The organism is Plantactinospora sp. KLBMP9567, assembly GCF_033446045.1.
Lineage (GTDB): Bacteria > Actinomycetota > Actinomycetes > Mycobacteriales > Micromonosporaceae > Plantactinospora.
The window spans coordinates 72679-88797 of the sequence record NZ_JAWQRR010000018.1 but is presented as its reverse complement, the minus strand read 5'-3'; the positions used below and the strand labels follow the sequence as shown (position 1 = coordinate 88797).

The 16119-nt window shown below is 73.9% G+C and carries 12 protein-coding genes and 1 pseudogene; all 13 read right to left on the bottom strand.

Annotated features, from left to right (window positions below):
* Window positions 1-13: 13 nt before the first annotated feature.
* The 13 genes and pseudogenes from R6Y94_RS13600 to R6Y94_RS13540 all read right to left on the bottom strand — a co-directional run bounded on the left by R6Y94_RS13600 (window position 14) and on the right by R6Y94_RS13540 (window position 16083).
* Entirely contained in the window at window positions 14-895 is an 882-nt protein-coding gene (locus R6Y94_RS13600) for a GNAT family N-acetyltransferase (protein ID WP_318396184.1), read from the bottom strand.
* The gene (locus tag R6Y94_RS13595) at window positions 879-2951 is read right to left on the bottom strand and encodes a hypothetical protein (protein ID WP_318396183.1); all 2073 of its coding nucleotides are present in this window, start codon (window positions 2949-2951) and stop codon (window positions 879-881) included. The genes R6Y94_RS13600 and R6Y94_RS13595 overlap by 17 nt, the downstream gene beginning before the upstream one ends.
* A gap of 9 nt (window positions 2952-2960) precedes the next feature.
* Complete coding sequence (locus R6Y94_RS13590) at window positions 2961-4718, bottom strand: carbamoyltransferase (RefSeq protein WP_318396182.1); 1758 nt, start codon at window positions 4716-4718, stop codon at window positions 2961-2963.
* Window positions 4715-6520 carry a non-ribosomal peptide synthetase gene (locus R6Y94_RS13585; RefSeq protein ID WP_318396181.1) on the bottom strand — a complete coding sequence of 602 codons (1806 nt, stop codon included), beginning with the start codon at window positions 6518-6520 and terminating at the stop codon, window positions 4715-4717. The genes R6Y94_RS13590 and R6Y94_RS13585 overlap by 4 nt, the downstream gene beginning before the upstream one ends.
* A gap of 26 nt (window positions 6521-6546) precedes the next feature.
* Window positions 6547-7533 carry an aspartyl/asparaginyl beta-hydroxylase domain-containing protein gene (locus R6Y94_RS13580; RefSeq protein WP_318396180.1) on the bottom strand — a complete coding sequence of 329 codons (987 nt, stop codon included), beginning with the start codon at window positions 7531-7533 and terminating at the stop codon, window positions 6547-6549.
* Window positions 7517-8056: a hypothetical protein gene (locus R6Y94_RS13575; protein ID WP_318396179.1), complete on the bottom strand. Its 540-nt coding sequence runs from the start codon at window positions 8054-8056 to the stop codon at window positions 7517-7519. The genes R6Y94_RS13580 and R6Y94_RS13575 overlap by 17 nt, the downstream gene beginning before the upstream one ends.
* On the bottom strand, window positions 8053-9015 hold the full coding sequence (locus R6Y94_RS13570) for an aspartyl/asparaginyl beta-hydroxylase domain-containing protein (RefSeq protein ID WP_318396178.1): 963 nt from the start codon (window positions 9013-9015) through the stop codon (window positions 8053-8055). The genes R6Y94_RS13575 and R6Y94_RS13570 overlap by 4 nt, the downstream gene beginning before the upstream one ends.
* A 31-nt stretch (window positions 9016-9046) precedes the next feature.
* Complete coding sequence (locus R6Y94_RS13565) at window positions 9047-10348, bottom strand: coproporphyrinogen-III oxidase family protein (RefSeq protein WP_318396177.1); 1302 nt, start codon at window positions 10346-10348, stop codon at window positions 9047-9049.
* A complete protein-coding gene (locus tag R6Y94_RS13560) occupies window positions 10345-11982 on the bottom strand; it encodes a carbamoyltransferase C-terminal domain-containing protein (RefSeq protein ID WP_318396176.1) in 1638 nt (545 codons plus the stop codon). Before R6Y94_RS13560 ends, R6Y94_RS13565 begins: the two co-directional genes overlap by 4 nt.
* The gene (locus tag R6Y94_RS13555) at window positions 11972-13102 is read right to left on the bottom strand and encodes a glycosyltransferase family 9 protein (protein WP_318396175.1); all 1131 of its coding nucleotides are present in this window, start codon (window positions 13100-13102) and stop codon (window positions 11972-11974) included. The genes R6Y94_RS13560 and R6Y94_RS13555 overlap by 11 nt, the downstream gene beginning before the upstream one ends.
* A 403-nt stretch (window positions 13103-13505) precedes the next feature.
* Window positions 13506-13718: pseudogene (locus R6Y94_RS13550) on the bottom strand (MbtH family protein); the annotation flags it as partial.
* Window positions 13719-13738: 20 nt separating this feature from the next.
* Complete coding sequence (locus R6Y94_RS13545) at window positions 13739-15082, bottom strand: hypothetical protein (RefSeq protein WP_318396174.1); 1344 nt, start codon at window positions 15080-15082, stop codon at window positions 13739-13741.
* Window positions 15079-16083, bottom strand: a complete 1005-nt coding sequence (locus tag R6Y94_RS13540) for a TauD/TfdA family dioxygenase (protein WP_318396173.1) — start codon at window positions 16081-16083, stop codon at window positions 15079-15081. Before R6Y94_RS13540 ends, R6Y94_RS13545 begins: the two co-directional genes overlap by 4 nt.
* Window positions 16084-16119 lie beyond the last annotated feature (36 nt).

Genomic DNA, 16119 nt, shown 5'->3' with positions numbered 1-16119 from the left:
TCCACCCTCTCGGTCAGCCGGGCCCGCTCACCACCAGCGCATGGCCCTCCGGCAGCCGGAGGCGGAACTCCGTCCGCCCCCACGGCATCTCCTCGGCCGGCCCGTCGAGCCGGCCACCGGCCGCCTCGACCCGGGCCTGTAGATCCCGGACCGGCGCACCGCAGTGCAGGTAGACCATGGCCGGGGCGATCTGCGGCCGATCGCCGGCCGAGATCAACTGGAATCCCAGGCTGCTGGTCCACGGCCCCGTCCGGACACCGGCCCGGAACGGCGGGTCACCGGCGACGAAGCCGACCTCACAGCCGAGCGCGGCGCAGAGGAACTCCAGCGTCGCCGACACGTCCCGGACCGGAAGGACCGCCTCGGCCGCGTACAACTGCTGTGGCCGGTCCGCCCGGAGCCGGCCCAGCACCACCGTCTCGTAGGGTCGCCCGTCCGGGTGCCGGGCGGCGAACCGTCCCCGCTCGGCGAGACCACAGCGCCGGGCCACCCGGATCGAGGCGATGTTGCCGCGCTCCGCCCAGGCCTCCACCCGGCCCAGGCCGCCCGCCCCGAGGAGGTGCTCCACCACGGCCGGCGCCGCCTCCCCCATCACCCCCTGCCGCCAGGCCGCCCGGCGCAGCATCCAGGACAGTCCCGGCGGGGTGGTGCCGCCGATCAGCTCGACCAGGCCGAGCACCGTCTCGGAGCCGTGCCGCCGGACCGACCAGAGCCGGGCGCCGTCCGCGTCGCGCCGTTCAACCAGTCGGCGCCGGGTCTCGTCGAGGTCGGCCGACGCGTCCTGGTGCAGCCACGCGCCCATCACCAGCGGGTCGGCGTACGCCTCGTGCAGGTCGCCCAGGTCGCGGTCGAGATCGAGCGAGGTCAGTCGAAAATGCTCAGTGAGCAGGTCCAACGCTGTCTTCCTCCGCCTGGTCAGGACAGAACTTCATACTGTACAGCTCGCCGAAGAGCGGCAGGACGTACGGCGGCTCACCCCGGCTCAGGGCATCGACGTCGGCGCGTACCCGGTCCGCCAGGCTCACCGCCGGACCGGGCCAGGTCAGCCGGACGACGTTCACTCCGGCACCGGTGACCGCCGCCGGCACGGCGAACTCGCTGTCGGACCAACCGGTGCCGGAGACGAACCGGCCCAGTTCCGTGCCGTTCACGTCGAGGCGTACCGGATCACCGGCACCGCCGCGCCGCCGGTGGGTCACCCGGAGCGTGCCGGCGGTCGGCGCCGGCAACGCGAACCGGACCTCGGTGGCCCGCAGGTTCGCCTGGAGGTAGCAGCGCGGCGCGGTGTAGTTGCGCACCGCGCCCACCCCCAGCATCGTGCTGGAGATGTCGAGCAGCTCGGCCTCCGCTGCCGCACCCGCCGCGGCCACGGTCACCGGGCCGGCGCCGAGGACCTCGGCCAGCGCCTCCCGCAGCGTCCACAGCCGGGACTGGTGCGGCCGGTAGTCGCTGAGCCGCTCGAACATCACCGAGGCGTTCGGCTCCCGGGCCAGCACCGCCAGGTCCGGGCTGGCCCAGACCGGCCCCGGGCGGGCCAGCAGCCGCTCCAGCGCCGCCATCAGCTCGCGCACCCGCCCGGAGGCGTCGAGCGCGCGGCGCAGATATCCGTGCACCACCTCCCGTGGCTGGCCGCAAAACGAGTTGTAGGTGGCGGCCAGCACCAGGCTCACCGCCCGGGTCCAGCCGTCCACCGGCGGCACAACGCCGGCCGCCGGACTCGGACGGCCGGTCAACCGCTCCGCCACCGCCGCCATCGTGCGCTCGATGCCGGTGTCGCTGAGATGGCAGTAGTCGAGGAAGTACTCCGGATCGGGCAGCTCGGGTGCGTCCGCCCGGCCCAGTAGCCGGCGCAGGTCGACGCAGTCGACGTCGTTGGCCGCGCAGAACTCGACGAGCCGGTCCTGCACCACCCGGGGAGTCCGGGGCAGGTACTTCACCACCAGCCCGCAGAGGCTGTCCCGGGCCTGCTCGTACGCGGCCCGGGCACCGCCGTGGTCGCCCTCGGCCGCCAGCGCGGAACCGAGCAGGTACCCCGGCACCGGGCTCAGCCCGCCGTCGAGTTCGGTCATCGCCGCCGCGGCGGTACGCACCTCGGCCCACGCCCCGGCACGTGCCGCCGACACCGCCCGGGCCCGCAACCCGTACCAGCCCGACAGCGCGTCGTCGGGCAGCATCGGCACGTCGACCGCATCCACCGGGCCGATCGGCGACCAGCCGGCCAGGTTGAACTCGGGTACCACGACGACGAGGCGGGTACCGGCGCGGTCCCGCAGCCGCAGCAGGTCGGCGAGCAGCTCGTCCACCTGCGGCAGCAGGATCCGGTCGAGGGTCACCCGGCGCATTCCCGGATAGCCCTCCCCGCGCAGTCCCCCGGCCAGCAGGGCCGGATCCTCCGGACCGGCGAGGTCGTACGCCGAGATCGTCCAGTTGTTGCCGGCGAACATCACCAGGACGTCGGTCTCCAGGTGCGCCGCCGACCGGACCAGGTGCCGCAGGTGCGCCACGTCGACGCTGGTGTGCGCGAGGTCGACACACTGGAACCCGGCCCCGTCCGGTACGGCGTCCAGCCGCCGTTGCAGAGCGAACGCGGGATTGAAGACCGGATCCAGCAGGTAGCCCCGGGCCGCCGACTCGCCCACCAGCACCACGCGCTGCCGGCCTCCCTTGCCCGGCACCTGCTCGACCGCCGACCAGGTGCTGCTCTCCCCGGGCGCTATCCCGGTACGGCGCCGGAGCCCCCGACCCAGGTCCGTCTCGACGATGTCCCAGACGCCGATCCGGCCGGGCCGGACCGGGAACCCGGGCCGCCCGATGCCGCGCCGCCCGCCGGAGGACCGCCGGTACGCGTCGGAGAACGTCCGCAGGGCCCGGATCGTCGCGGCACCCCGCTCGTCGCCCAGCAGCTCGGCCAGGTCGTCGGCGGCCCGGATCGCGTTCCGGTGTGGGTCCACACACGCCTCCTAGACGAAGAAGGTGTAGCTGTCGTTGTGGGTGTCGACCCGCCGGGGCCCGGCCGAGCGGCTCAGGTGCCGCGACCACACCGGGGGCACCGCCTCCCGCCGCACCAGCAGGTCACCGACGGCGAGGGCGTCCACGCCGGCCCGGACGAAGCAGGAGAGCGCGTCGACCTCGTCGCACACGATCGGCTCGCCGGCCACGTTGAACGAGGTGTTCAGCAGCAGCGGCGTACCGGTCAGCTCGCCGAACCGGATCAGCAGCCGGTGGAAGCGCGGGTCGACGTGCCGGTCGACGGTCTGCACCCGGGCGGAGCCGTCCACGTGGGTGATCGCGGGCAGCGCGGTGCCGGCGCGTACCGCGACGGTCTCCAGCATGAACGGCGACGGTACGTCCAGGTCGAAGAAGTCGGCGGCCCGCTCCGCGACGACGGCCGGCGCGAACGGGCGGAACTCCTCGCGCTTCTTCACCAGCCGGTTGATCCGGTCCCGCATCCCCGGATCGCGGGGATCGGCCAGGATCGAGCGACCGCCCAGCGCCCGGGGCCCGAACTCCATCCGGCCCTGGTGCCAGCCGACGATCGCGCCACCGGCGAGCAGCTCCGCCACCCGGTCCAGCAGCTCCGGCTCACGGCCGGTGAAGTCCTGGTACTCGACGCCGGCGGCGGTCAGCACCTCGGCGAGTACGGTTCCCCGGTGTGCCGGGCCCAGCCGGGCGTCGGTCAACCGGGCGAGCCGGCGGGTGCCGGTCAGGCGGTGGTGCACCAGCAGCGCCGCGCCGGCCGCGGATCCCGCGTCGCCCGGTGCCGGCGGGACGAACCAGTCGCGGAACTTCGCCCGCCGCCGCAGCCTGGTGTTCGCCACGCAGTTCAGCGCCACACCACCGGCGTAGCACAGGTTGTCCGAGGGTCGGAGCTGGTAGAGGTGGTCGAGCTTTTCCAGCAGCAGTTCCTCCAGCAGGGACTGGACGCTGCTGGCCAGGTCACGGTGCGCCGGGGTGAGGTCGCCGCCCGGGGCGCGCGGTGGCACGCCGAGCAGTTCCGCCAGCTCGGGGGTGTACAGCCGGCCGCCGGCCTGCGGGGCCAGGTAGCGGGTGTCCAGCCGGAACTGGCCGCCGGGACCGGAGCTGACCACCTGGTCCAGCGCGCTGCGGTACCTCGGCCGGCCGTACGAGGCCAGGCCCATCACCTTGTATTCGTCGCTGTTCACCGAGAACCCCAGATACGAGGTGAGCGCGCTGTACAGCAGGCCGAGCGAGTGCGGGAACGGCACGTCCTCGAGCAGGCGGATACCGTCGTCGTCGCCCGCGCCGTAGCTCGTGGTGGTCCACTCGCCGACCGCGTCGGCGGTGAAGAGCGCGGCCTCCCGGTAGCCGGAGCAGTAGAAGGCGCTCGCCGCGTGCGCCTCGTGGTGCTCGACGGCGAGGAACCGGCCGTCGTACCCGAGCCGTTCCCGGATCTGCCGCTCCGGATGGCTCGCGTCCAGCACGTGTGCCGGCCCGTCGCCAGCGCCCATTCCGGGCAGCTCCATCCAGAGCTGCCGGCTGAGTTTCCGGACCGGGTTCTCGTAGTAGGCGAGACAGTCGACGTCGGCCGGGCCGATCCCGGCCTCGTCCAGGCAGGAGCGGTACGCGTAGAGCGGCACGTCGCGGTCGTACCGGCGGCGGGTGAACCGCTCCTCCTGCGCCGCGGCGACCAGCCGGCCGTCCTGCACCACCGCCACCGCGGAGTCGTGGTAGAACGCGGAGACGCCAACGACGATCATCCGTCGCCCCCTCCCCCGGCCGGCGGCCCGCCGTCCCGGACCGTCTCCTGGTACTGGTCGATCAGTGTCTGCACGTACGGTGCGTCGAGCAGCCGTTCCAGGTCCACGTCGAGTTCCAGGTCCGTCTCCAACTGGGCGACCGCCCGGATGATCTCCAGCGAGGTGGCGCCGACCTCGAACAGGTTGGTCCGCAGGCCGAGGTTGGCCACTCCGAGCCCCCGGGCGACGGTCCGCAGGATCCGCGCCGCGCCGCTCCCCGCCGTCGGCCCGCTATCCGGCTCGGCGGGCGTGTCCGGGCCGGTCGACGTCGCCATGGCGGCGAGCCGGGCGCGGTCCACCACTCCGGACGGGGTCACCGGCAGGGTCGGGACGGCGACGACCCGGGCCGGCGACCACTCCGGTGGCACCCGGCCGCGCAGGTACCCCCGCAGCGCCCCGCCGTCCACCCGGGCACCGCTGGCGGTCTCGACGTAGAGCACCAACTCGCCGTCCGGCGCCGTCACGACCCGCGCCAGCCGGACGTCGCCCCAGGTCTCGGCCACCACCTCCACCTCAGCCGGGTCGGCCGGTCCGGCGGAGTGCTGGGCGTCCGGTCCGGCAGAGCCCGGGCCGTCCGGGCCGGCGGAGTGCTGGGCGCCCGGGGCTGCGGAGCCCGGGGCGTCCGGCAGGCGCCCGTGCAGCGGCCGGATCCGGCCGTCCGGCAGGACCCGGGCCGGAACCCCGGTCCGGTAGCGGCGTCCGCCGTCCGGACCGGTGTCGAAGTGGCGACCGTCCAGGTCGGGACGGCCGACGTACCCGGCCGCCACCGACGGCCCGACACAGCACAGCTCGGTGGAGCCCGCCGAGCTGTCCGGACCGACCTCGATCCGCTGTTCGCCAAGCGGCTCCCCGAGCACCTCGTCGAGGCCGCCGGTCGCCGCGATCACCCCGGCCTCGGCGGCGCCCCAGGCCACCACCAGCTCCCGGTCCCGCCGGGTGACCAGGTCCAACACCGCCGGCAGCCAGCGCGGTATCCGGTCCCGCAACAGCAGCACCAGCCGCAGGCCGGAGAGCTGGATGCCGTCGTCGGCGGCGGTCTCGGCCAGTACGCCGACCGCGCGCGGCGGCGCGGCCAGCACCGTCACCCGGTGCCGCTCGACGATCCGGCGCAACCGGTCACCCTCGACGACCGGCCGGCCGGCCGACACCGCCGTACCGCCGCGGAGCAGGATGGCCAGCAGGGTCAGCAGGGTGACGTCGGTGTGCGGCAGGGCAGCCGTCAGCACCCGGTCGGTGCTGCCGAGGCGGAGCCGCTCGGCCAGGGCGGCGACCGACGCGCCGAAGCCGTCCGGGCGGAGCACGACGACGGCGTCGTGCCGCTCGGAGTCGACCGCCACGGCCGTCCCGCCGCCCACGTCGGCCAGCTCGCCGCCCGGGGTCAGCTCGTCGAGCTGGATCACCGTGCGGTCGCCGAGCCAGTGCCCGGCGGGATAACCGGCGAGGACGACCACGCGGGCACCGACCAGATCCAGCCGCGCGGCGAGGTCGGCGCCGAGGTCCAGCGGGTACGGCAGCACCGCCAGCCCGGCCGCCGCGACCGAGGCGACCGCCACGTCGCCAAGGCTCAGCCCGGCCACCGGCACGATCTCGCCCGGGGCGACGCCCGCCTCCCGCAGGGCGCGCTGCAGCCCGGCCGCCTGCCCGGCCAGTTCCCGGTAGGTCAGCGCCATGCCCGGCTCGTCCACGGCCAGCGTGTCCGGGGCCGTCCGGGCGTACGCCGCCACGGCGCGCACCACCGACACCCGGTTCGATTCCGTCCGCATCCGCACCCCCACTCCCGCCTCCGGCCTCAGCCCTCGCCGCCGGGCGTGGCGGCCGCCCGCACCCGCAGTACGCCCTGGCGCAGCTCCACCGACTCGAGCTGCCGGGTCTCCAGGTACGACCGGATGAACTCGACCATCGACGGCGCGAAGGTGACCTTCACGTCCGCGCCCACCCGGGTGATCCGGCGCAGCCGCATGGCGGTCATGAAGGTGAGCATCTCGTCCGCCCGGTTCGCCTGCTCCTGCCGCACCACCCGCTCGCCGTCGACCAGGTACGGGTTCGGAGCGTCGAGGATCAGCACCACCCTCGGCACCTCGCCGTCGTGCCAGACCTCGTGCTCGTACGAGTCGTCGAAGACGAAGCACCGGCCCTCGTCCCAGCCGCGTACCTGGTCGCCGACCCGGATCCGGGCCCGGGCGTCACCCCGGACACAGAAGTGGGTCCGCGCCTTCACGTTCGTCGGTCCGCAGTGTGGTGCGATCCAGGTGCCGGGCTCCAGCCAGGACACCATCACGAACCCGGTCCCCCGGGCGGTCACGTCCGGGATCGCGGAGAGCACCTCGGCGGTACCGGGCAGCAGCCCGCAGGCCCGCTCGAACCGGCGCCCCCGGTCCCAGAGCATCAACTGGTGCCATCGGCCACCCCGCACGCTGGAGCCGTCCATTCCGGCGGTGGAGAAGCCCGCGCGGGCCGGTTCCTCGATCGCGTCGATCTCGGCCCGGATCAGGTCCCAGTGCCGTTCCAGGTGCGAGGTGAACCAGAAGTCGGCCGGGTCGAGGAAGGGCCGGCTCTGCGTGGTCGGATGCAGTTCGATCGGCCGGTGCAGCCGCTCCGGCCACAGACCCTGCGCGACGGCCGTGTCGGCGACCGCGTACCCGGAGTCGGTCAGTCCCTCACCGAGCAGGTCGCTGATCAGGCCCTCGTACTGCTTGCGCAGCCGGGCCACCAGCTCCGGCGCCATCGGCCGGTCCGCCTGCCGCGCCGCCGATCGGCGGTCAGTCGCCGGTTCCATCGGACTCACCCTCGTCGTCGACGGCTGCGTGCGGGACGGCCAGGCTCAGGTCGTCCGGGACGACGAATCCCAGGCTCTCGCGGCAGTACCGCGCCCACTCCGGGGAGGTGCTCGCGAAGAGCACGTCCTCGCCGTGCCAGCCGGAGCGGGTGACCGTCAGGTCGTCGTGGACGTACACGACCTCGTCGTCGTGCTGCCCGTCCGGCCAGCCCGGAAAGCCCGCCAGCTCGCCGCGGCGGTACGCCCGGCAGTACGGCCGCCACGCGTGGTCCGGCGCGGTGCCCGGCTCGGAGGGCTCCGCCGCGCGCAGTGCGGTGGCCGCCGCCAGGTGCCCCGCGGCGAGCGCGATGTCGTACGCGGTCCGGCCGTCGGGCCCCGCGTCGAGCGGGTCGGCCCCGTCCGCCAGCAGCCGGCCGAGTCCGGCCAGGTCCCCTCGGCCGGCCGCATGGTCCAGCGCGCTCCAGCCGGCGGCGTCCCGAGAGGCCGGGGCGCCACCAGCCTGGCCGCCCCCGGCTCCGCTCACCGGTCCACCGCCGTCCGGTCCTCGCCGGCCGCCGCACTGTCGGGCTGGAACAGCAGTCTGCCGTCGCGCAGCTCGACGCTGTCCGCACCGTAGCCGCGCAGATAGCGGCTGACCTGGCGGGCACTCGGCTGGTCGAGTTCGACCCGTACCTCCTCGGCGTCCCCGAGCTGCACCCGGGACAGGCCGTGCTCGGCGAGGAACCTGGTGGCCCGCTCCTCGAACGAGATCCGGCCGGCCAGCATCACGTCCCGGTCGGCCGGGTCGAGTTCCGGGTGGCACACGTCCATCAGCAGCACCACCCGGGGCCGGTCTCCGTCGTGCCACACCTCGTGCTCGAACGAGTCGTCGAAGACGATGCACCGGCCCTCCTGCCAGCCGAGGACCTGGTCACCGACGCGGAGCCGGGCACCGTCCGGCACCTGAAGCCCGAGGTGGACCCGCAGCCGGGCGTTGGATCCGCCGCAGTGCGGCACGATCCGGGTGCCCGGGTACAGCCAGGAGAGCGTCACCACGCCGATGCCCGCCGCCGCGGCCTCCGGGATGCCCTCAACGATCGACGAGGTGACCGGAAACCTGGCGCAGGTGTCGTCGAACCGGTGCCCCGCCTCGTAGAACGTGATCTCCTCCCAGCGGCCGGCGCCCAGCATCGACTCCTCGACCGGGAGGAAGCCGGACGCGGCGGGGTCGGTGACCGCGTCCAGCTCCGCGCGGATCTGCGGGTAGTTCTCTTCCAGGTAGGCGCAGAACCAGAAGTCGGCCGGGTCGTAGACCGGGCGGGGCGGCAACGACGAGAGGTAGTGCACGGGTCGTTGCAGCGGGTGGCGCCAGACACCCTGCTCCACCGCGAGGTCGGCGCACTGCCGGGCGACCTCGGGCGCGCCCTCCGTGCTCAGGGCGTCGACCAGTTGCGAGTAGGACCGGCGGACGACCTCCGGCCATCGTACGGTTGTGGTTGCCATCGGTACTCCTTCCTGCGCCGTCGGGCCACCGCTAACCCCGGGCCAGCGCCAACCCGTGCGACATCGTGTACGCGAGGTGCGTGATGTACGCCTCGTGGATGACCTCGCGATCCATCCGGAACCCGACCGCGTCCTCGACGAACCGGCCACCGCACTCCGCCAGCAGGCCGAGCCAGGAGGCGAAGTGCGGAGTCTCGCGCAGGTCTGCGAAGTGCAGCCCGGTCAGCCGGTGGAACCGGCCGTAGTCGACCCCCTCCCGGGTCATCAGTGCCCCGCCGACGAGCGCGGTCAGCCGCTGCGGCCGGGCCAGCGAAAACCTCTCCACCAGCCCGAACTCGCGCGGCGCCCGCAGGTAGTCGGCGTACCGGGCGTTCTCGTTGAGCAGCAGGTGGTGGCCGAGGATGGACTCCGTCCCGCTGCCGAAGCCGATCTTGTCGCCAGCCAGGTCGTACTTGTAGTTGCCGTCGAGGTCCTCGTGCTCCGGGTGCCGCACCCAGTACCCGTGGCAGTACTCGTGGTACCCGGCCTCGGTCAGCATCCGCATCGCCAACTCGTACGCCCGGACCATGCTCCGGACGTCCCAGGCACGCAGCCGGTCCCGATCGAGCTGCATCGCCATCACCGTCTTCGGAGTGGCCCGGTACGGATAGACCGAGACGTGCGGCGGGTCCATCCCGAGCACCTCGTCCAGCGTCCTGGCCAGCTCGTCCGGCCCGCTCTCGGTGGGGAAACTGCTGATCAGGTCGATGTTGAAGTTGTCGATGCCGGCCCTGCGCAACGCCCCGACCGCCGCCACCGCCTGCTCCCGGGTGTGCCCCCGGCCCGCCCGGCGGAGCTGGTGCGGATCGAGCGACTGCACCCCGACGCTCACCCGGGTCACCCCGAGCGCCCGCATCGCCGCGAGCCGGTCGTCGGTGAGGTCGTTGGGGGTGGTCTCCACCGACCACTGCACCAGGTCGGAGAGGTCGAACGCCTCGTCGAGCGCGTCCCGGACCAGGCGCATCTCGGCCGGCTCCAGCCGGGTGGGCGTGCCGCCGCCCCAGTACATCACCTGTGGCCGGTAGCCGAGCCCGGTGAGCAGCGGCCCGTAGAAGCCGATCTGCGCGCGCAGGGCCGCCAGGTAGGGGCGGCGACCGTCGACATCGGAGCGGAGCTGCCGGACCGGTATGTCGGTCACCCAGTCGCAGAAGTGGCACTTCGTCGCGCAGAACGGCACGTTGACGTACAGCTCCAGCGACCGGTCGGTGCGGTCGGCGACCGCCTCGGCCACCGCCTCCATCAGCCGGGCCGGTGTCGGCGGGCCGGACCGCCCGCCCGGGTCCTGGCCGGTCATCCCGCCGCCCTCCGCCGGACGACGTAGCCGGGCAGCACCAGGTAGTCCAGCCGGGAGTTGAGCAGGGTACGCAGCGCGTCCCCGGGTGTCTCGACCATCGGCTCCCCCCTGGTGTTCAGGCTGGTGTTGAGCAGCATCGGCACTCCGGTACGCCGTTCGAAGGCGTGGATCAGGTCGTAGTAGGCGGGGTTGTCCGACCGGGCGACGGTCTGCAACCGGGCGGTGCCGTCCACGTGGGTGATGCCGGGCACCCCGGGCCGGAGCACCGGTGCCGCCCGCAGCATGAACGGGCTGTCCCGGATGCCGAACCACTCGGTCGACCGCTCGTCGCGCACCGCCGGCGCGAACGGCCGGAAGTGTTCCCGGAACTTCACGGTCGAGTTGATCCGGTGCTGCACGCCGGGATCGCGGGGATCGGCCAGCATGCTGCGGTGGCCCAGCGCCCGTGGGCCGACCTCGCCGCCGCCGTCGAACCAGCCGACCACGGCCCCCTCGGTCAGCAGCGCGGCCGCCCGGTCCACGTACCCGCCGAGCTGCTCGACCTCGATCTGGTCGGCGTACTCGTCGAGGGCCCTCCGCACGACCGGCGCCGGATACTCCCGGGCCGAGTACATCAGCTCGGCGGCCGTGTACTCCGCTCTCGGCTGGTCGAGCACGTGGTGCCAGTACCAGAGCGCGGCGCCGATCGCCGTGCCGTCGTCGCCGCAGGCGGGGTGCAGGTGCATCCGGTCGAGGTCGGATCCGGCGAAGGCCAACTGGTTGGCGATGGCGTTCAGCGCGGTACCGCCGGAGAGCGCGATGGCCGGCTCCACTCCGTTACGGCGGGCCAGCCCGGCCAACTCCCGGAACACCGCCGACACCTGCCGCTCCAGGCCGGCCTGGATGTGGTAGGCGAGCGTCGCGTTCAGTTCCCGGCCCTGCACGCTGACGTACCGCGGCTCCTTCTCGGCCAGCTCCAGCAACTGCCGGAACGACCGGGGGCGCTCCGGCTCCGGGACGTCCGGCTCCACCCCGTCCGGCCGGCCGTACGGGGCGAGTGCCATCACCTTGCCGGCGCCGACGATGCTGGACCCGAAGAGGTAGTTCGCCACGTCGCAGTAGCCGACGTTCGTGTTGAACCACGAGTCGAAGTCCGACAGCATCGGATAGAGCCGGTTTCCCCGGCCGAGGAAGGCGCGGCAGCCGGTGGGATCGATCGCCAGCGCCACCCCCGACTCGAACGGCGCCGTGAAGTACGCCGTCGCGGCATGGATCAGGTGGTGGTCCGGGTTCACCGTGCACCGGATGCGCCTGCCCCGGATGTCGACCAGGCTGTTGTCCTGGTTCACCCAGAACTCCAGCCAGGTGTCCTTGAGGTCCGAGCCGTGCAGTGCGGCGATGTCCGGGGAGTCCATGTTGTGCAGGTTGCACAGCAGCACGTGGTCGACGTCGGCGAGCGTGACTCCGGCCTGGTCGAGCAGCTCGTCCAGGTCCGCGGAGCGCAGCCCGGGGTGCTTCTTGATCCGGGAGAACCGTTCGGTGTTCACGTACGCCCGCAGCCGCCCGTCGGCGAGCAGCGCGGCCGAGCCGTCGTGGTTGAAGTTGATCGACAGGATGGTGCGGACCGCTCCCGTCGAGGGCCGGTCACCGGACATGGCCGCCTCCTGACCTCTGCTGGGCTCGCAGTTGAGCCGTGGTCGCCGCCCACACCCGGTCGACGTCGAGGTCCACCAGGCACCTCGGGTACGGGCCTCGGGGCCCCTGGTAGCGCACGACGCACCCGTGCGCGCAGCGCCGTCCGGCCGCCTGGTCCGGCTCGTGCCGGATCGCCTGACAGGGGTAGTGCAGCGAGACGCCGCGGTGGCGCGGGTAGACCCGGGCCCAGAGCGGTTCCGTGCCGGTCGGTCCGTAGAGCACCACCGTCGACGTGCCGACCGCCGCGGCCAGGTGGGCCAGACCGGAGTCGTTGCCGACCAGCAGGTCCAGCCCGGCCACCAGGTTGGCGGTGCGGTTCAGCGCGCCGCCGGCCTCGACATGCGGCACGGCCGCCGGAACCGCCGCCGTGATCCGGTCGCGCAGTTCGGCGAGTTCCGCCCGCTCCCCGTCCGCGCCGAGCAGGTACAGGCTGGCGCCGAGGTCGGCGACGAGCCGGACGCAGAGTTCGGCGTACCGGTCCAGGGGCCATCGACGGTTCCAGTGCGGCTGGCCGCCGGGATGCACCCCGATCCGCGGCCCGGGAGCGTCCAGCTCGGGGACCTTCTCCGGCTGCCGGGGCAGGTCCGGAACCACCTCCGCCGGACGCAACGGCCGGGCCCCGAGCGCCCGGGCGAAGGCGTTGGCGTACTCGTACAGGTCCGAGACGCCGAGCAGTGGTGGCGGCAGCCGTACCGGATGGCTGAGCTGCCGGTCCGACGCCCGGCCGCGCGCTACGCCGACCCGCCGGGGAATCCTGGCCCGCTCGGCGTGCCCGGCGCCGAGCGTGTGCGACCCCGGGTCGACCACGCACAGCTCGAACCGCCGGTCGGCCAGCTCGGCCAGGAACGCCCGCCAGTGCTCCGGTGTGGTGTCGCCGGGGTCGGGACAGCGCATCAGGTCCTCCGCGTACACGTGCCGGGGCAGCAGGTCGGCGTACCGCTCGGCCAGGCCGGTGCCGACCACGAGGGTCACCGAGGCGCCTGGATGGGCCCGCCGGAGCACCCCGAGCAGGATGTTGCGCTGCACGAGGTCGCCCAGGCCGGGTAGCTGCAACTGGGCGAAGAAACATGTCCGACGCACGGGTACCCCTCTCCGCTCGCGACCGTGACCCGGCTCAGGACTCTCCGAGTCGCTCCAGGTGGCCCTCGCCGTCGAGCGTCGCCAGGTCGATCCGGGTCAGGCAGCGCACCGGCTCGAAGTCCAGGTTCAGCGTCCCGACGATCCGCACCTGCCCGGTGCCCGCCGCGAGGTCGCCACCGGTCAGGTCGGTACGGTCCGGATCGACCCGGACACCCAGTTCCGTCCCGCCCTCGGTGCCGACGAAGCGGACGAAGACGTACCCCTGGTCCAGCGCCTCCCGCAACGCGGCGGGCCCGGCCTCCGGCTCCAGGCTGAGCCGGAGCGGGTGGCTGCCGGAACAGAGCCGGTCGACCAGCGTCGGCCGGTCGTCGTCGACCGGGTCCGGCTCGACCGGCGCGTCGTCGGCGTGTTCGGCCATGTACCGCCGCAGGCTCAGCGGGCGCATGTCGGTCCACACCTCGTCGATGTGGGCCAGGCACTCGGACTTCGGCCCGGTCCGGCCCTCGGCCCGCCAGCCGTCCGGCAGGTCCTGGTCGACCGGCCAGATCGAGTACTGCTCCTCGTCGTTGACGACCACGTGGTAGATCTGCTCGTCCTGCTCCGTCGTCCGGGTCACCGTCTCTCCTCCGTGTCGGGTCACGTCGTCTCCAGCGGGGCGTCCGGGTCCGCCGCCGCGGTGCTCATCGCCCGGCGCAGCCCGTCGAGCAACTCGTCGGCCGAGTAGCCGGGTTGCCGTCGGTTCGCGTCCAGCACCAGGGCCATGTCGCCGCCGGCCAGCGCACCGATCCGCAGGTCGAGATTGGTGCCGTCCCAGCCGTCCGGTCCGGGCCGGGCACCGACGCCGAGTAGTTCGGCCTCGCCGAAGTGTTCGACCCCGATGCCGAGCGGTTCCTCGCCCCGGCTGCGGCCGGTGGCCGACGGATGCCGGCACAGGTGCACGTGGGCGTCCCAGAGCGCGGCCGTGCGGGGCGACCTGAGCCGGCCCAGCCGGGCGCCCAGCTCCACCAGCTCGGGGTACGGCAGGTAGTGCGTCGCCGCCCGGATCAGGCCCACCTGCGCCGCCCGGAGCACCGCGCGGAACGACGGCGCGGCGGTCCCGGGCTCCTCGATCCGGAACACGATGCGGTCCGTCAGCGGGCCGACCATCGGTCCGAGGTCGAAGTACTCCCGCAGGTCGAGCACGGTGGAGAAGGCGGCGCTGTCCGGTCGGCCGGCACGGCGCCGCAGCCACCAGGCGACCAGTGCCGCGACTCCCAGCGAACCATGGTCGCGCACCGCGCCACCGGCGTCGCCCAGCGCCCGCCACTCGTCGGCCGGGACCACCATCCGGCGGACGGCCCGCTCGGATCCGGCCGGACCGGGCGCGGGCGGCATCGGGTAAGCAGTGAACCACCGGCTCCACCATCGGCGGCGGCTCTCGGCGGCGGCCGGGTCGAGCGGGTGGAAGTCGCCGAGCTCGGTGAAGTCGCGGTAGGCGTCCCGGCGGAACCGGCCCCGCAGCGCCTCCATCACCGCGCCGAGCACCAGGTAGAGGGCGCGTTCGTCGAGTACCAGCTCGTGCCCGACCAGCCCCAGCACCAGGTCCCCGGGATCGAGCCGTACGACGTGGAACCGGGCCAGTGGCTCCCGGACCGGATCCGGCTGCCGGTCCCGGTCCGCCAGCAGCAGCCCGACGCACCGCCCCTCCCGGGCCGCCGGCTCGGCCCCGGAGACGTCGTGCCGGCGCAGCGCCAGCTCCCCGTCGCGGCGCAACCCCGGCCGACCGTCCACCTCGAACAGGCCGACACCCAGCGCGGGCAGCGCGGCGTGTACCTCCCGGACGGCGGCGCAGAGCCGCTGCTCGGAGACCGGGCCGGTGACCCGGACCGCCCGGGCGGTGAATCCTCCACCCTGCCACCCGGACCGGACCGCCGGCAGACGTCCCCGGTGCAGGAAGGTCGCCGGGACGAGGATTCCGGCGCCCGGCCGCGTCCCGCTCACCCGACACCGTCCGGGCTCGCGGCCACGTCCGCCCAGCGGATCGGCCCGGCCATGGTGACCGCGACACGTCGTTCGCCGGAGAACGGCTCCCGCCCGTGCGCGGCCAGCAGGTTGTCCACCAGCAGCACGTCGCCGGCTTCCCAGGGCACCGCCACCTGTTCGGCCGCGTACGCCGCGACCAGCTCGGCCAGCACACCGCGCGGTATCCGGCGCCCGTCACCGTAGCGGGCCACGTTCGGCAGGTCCTCCTCGGCGACCTGCCGCAGCAGCGCCTCCCGCACCTCGGCCGGTAGCGCGTACGGGTGGAAGAAGGCCGCGTGGTTGAACCAGACCCGCGCACCGGTACGGGGATGCACGGCGACGGCGGGGCGTACCTGACAGGTCCGCAGGACGCCGTCCGGCCGCCACTCCACCTCGATGTCCCGGCTCCGGCAGTAGTCGGTCACCGCCGAGCGGCTCGCCGTCTGGAACACCTCCTGCCACGGCAGTCCCAGCCCGGCGCCGAAGGTGCGCACGTACCGCACTCCGTGCTCGGCGAACGGCCGCAGCACGGCCGGCGGGATCCGGGCCAGTACCCGGCGGGTGTCGGCGACCGGGGTGGCCCCGCCCGACGTGGCGGGACGCAGGCAGCAGAAGGCCAGCAGGCCGGGGAACTGCCACTGGTAGGAGTTCTCGTTGTGCAGCGGGATCCGCTGGTCGGCGGGGTGGTCGGTGGCGGTGTAGACCCGGTCGGCGAGTTCGGTACGCGGCGTCGACCGCTCGACGTACGCCTCCGGGGTACCGGCCAGCGCCGTGGTGACCGGTCCGAGGCCGTCCAGGGTCACCCCGAAGCCCCGGAACATCACCGCACCGGCCCGGTCCAGCCAGCGGCGTACGGCCTCCGGGTGCGTCCGGACGTACTCGACGAGCGGGACTCCGGGCCGCTCCGGCCGGGCCAGCAGCGGAAGCCCGAATCCGGCCGGCGCCGGATCGACGCGTACCGCCGACTCGTCCAGCCGCACCGGAACAGCACGCCGCTGCCCGGCGGTCGGTCCGGG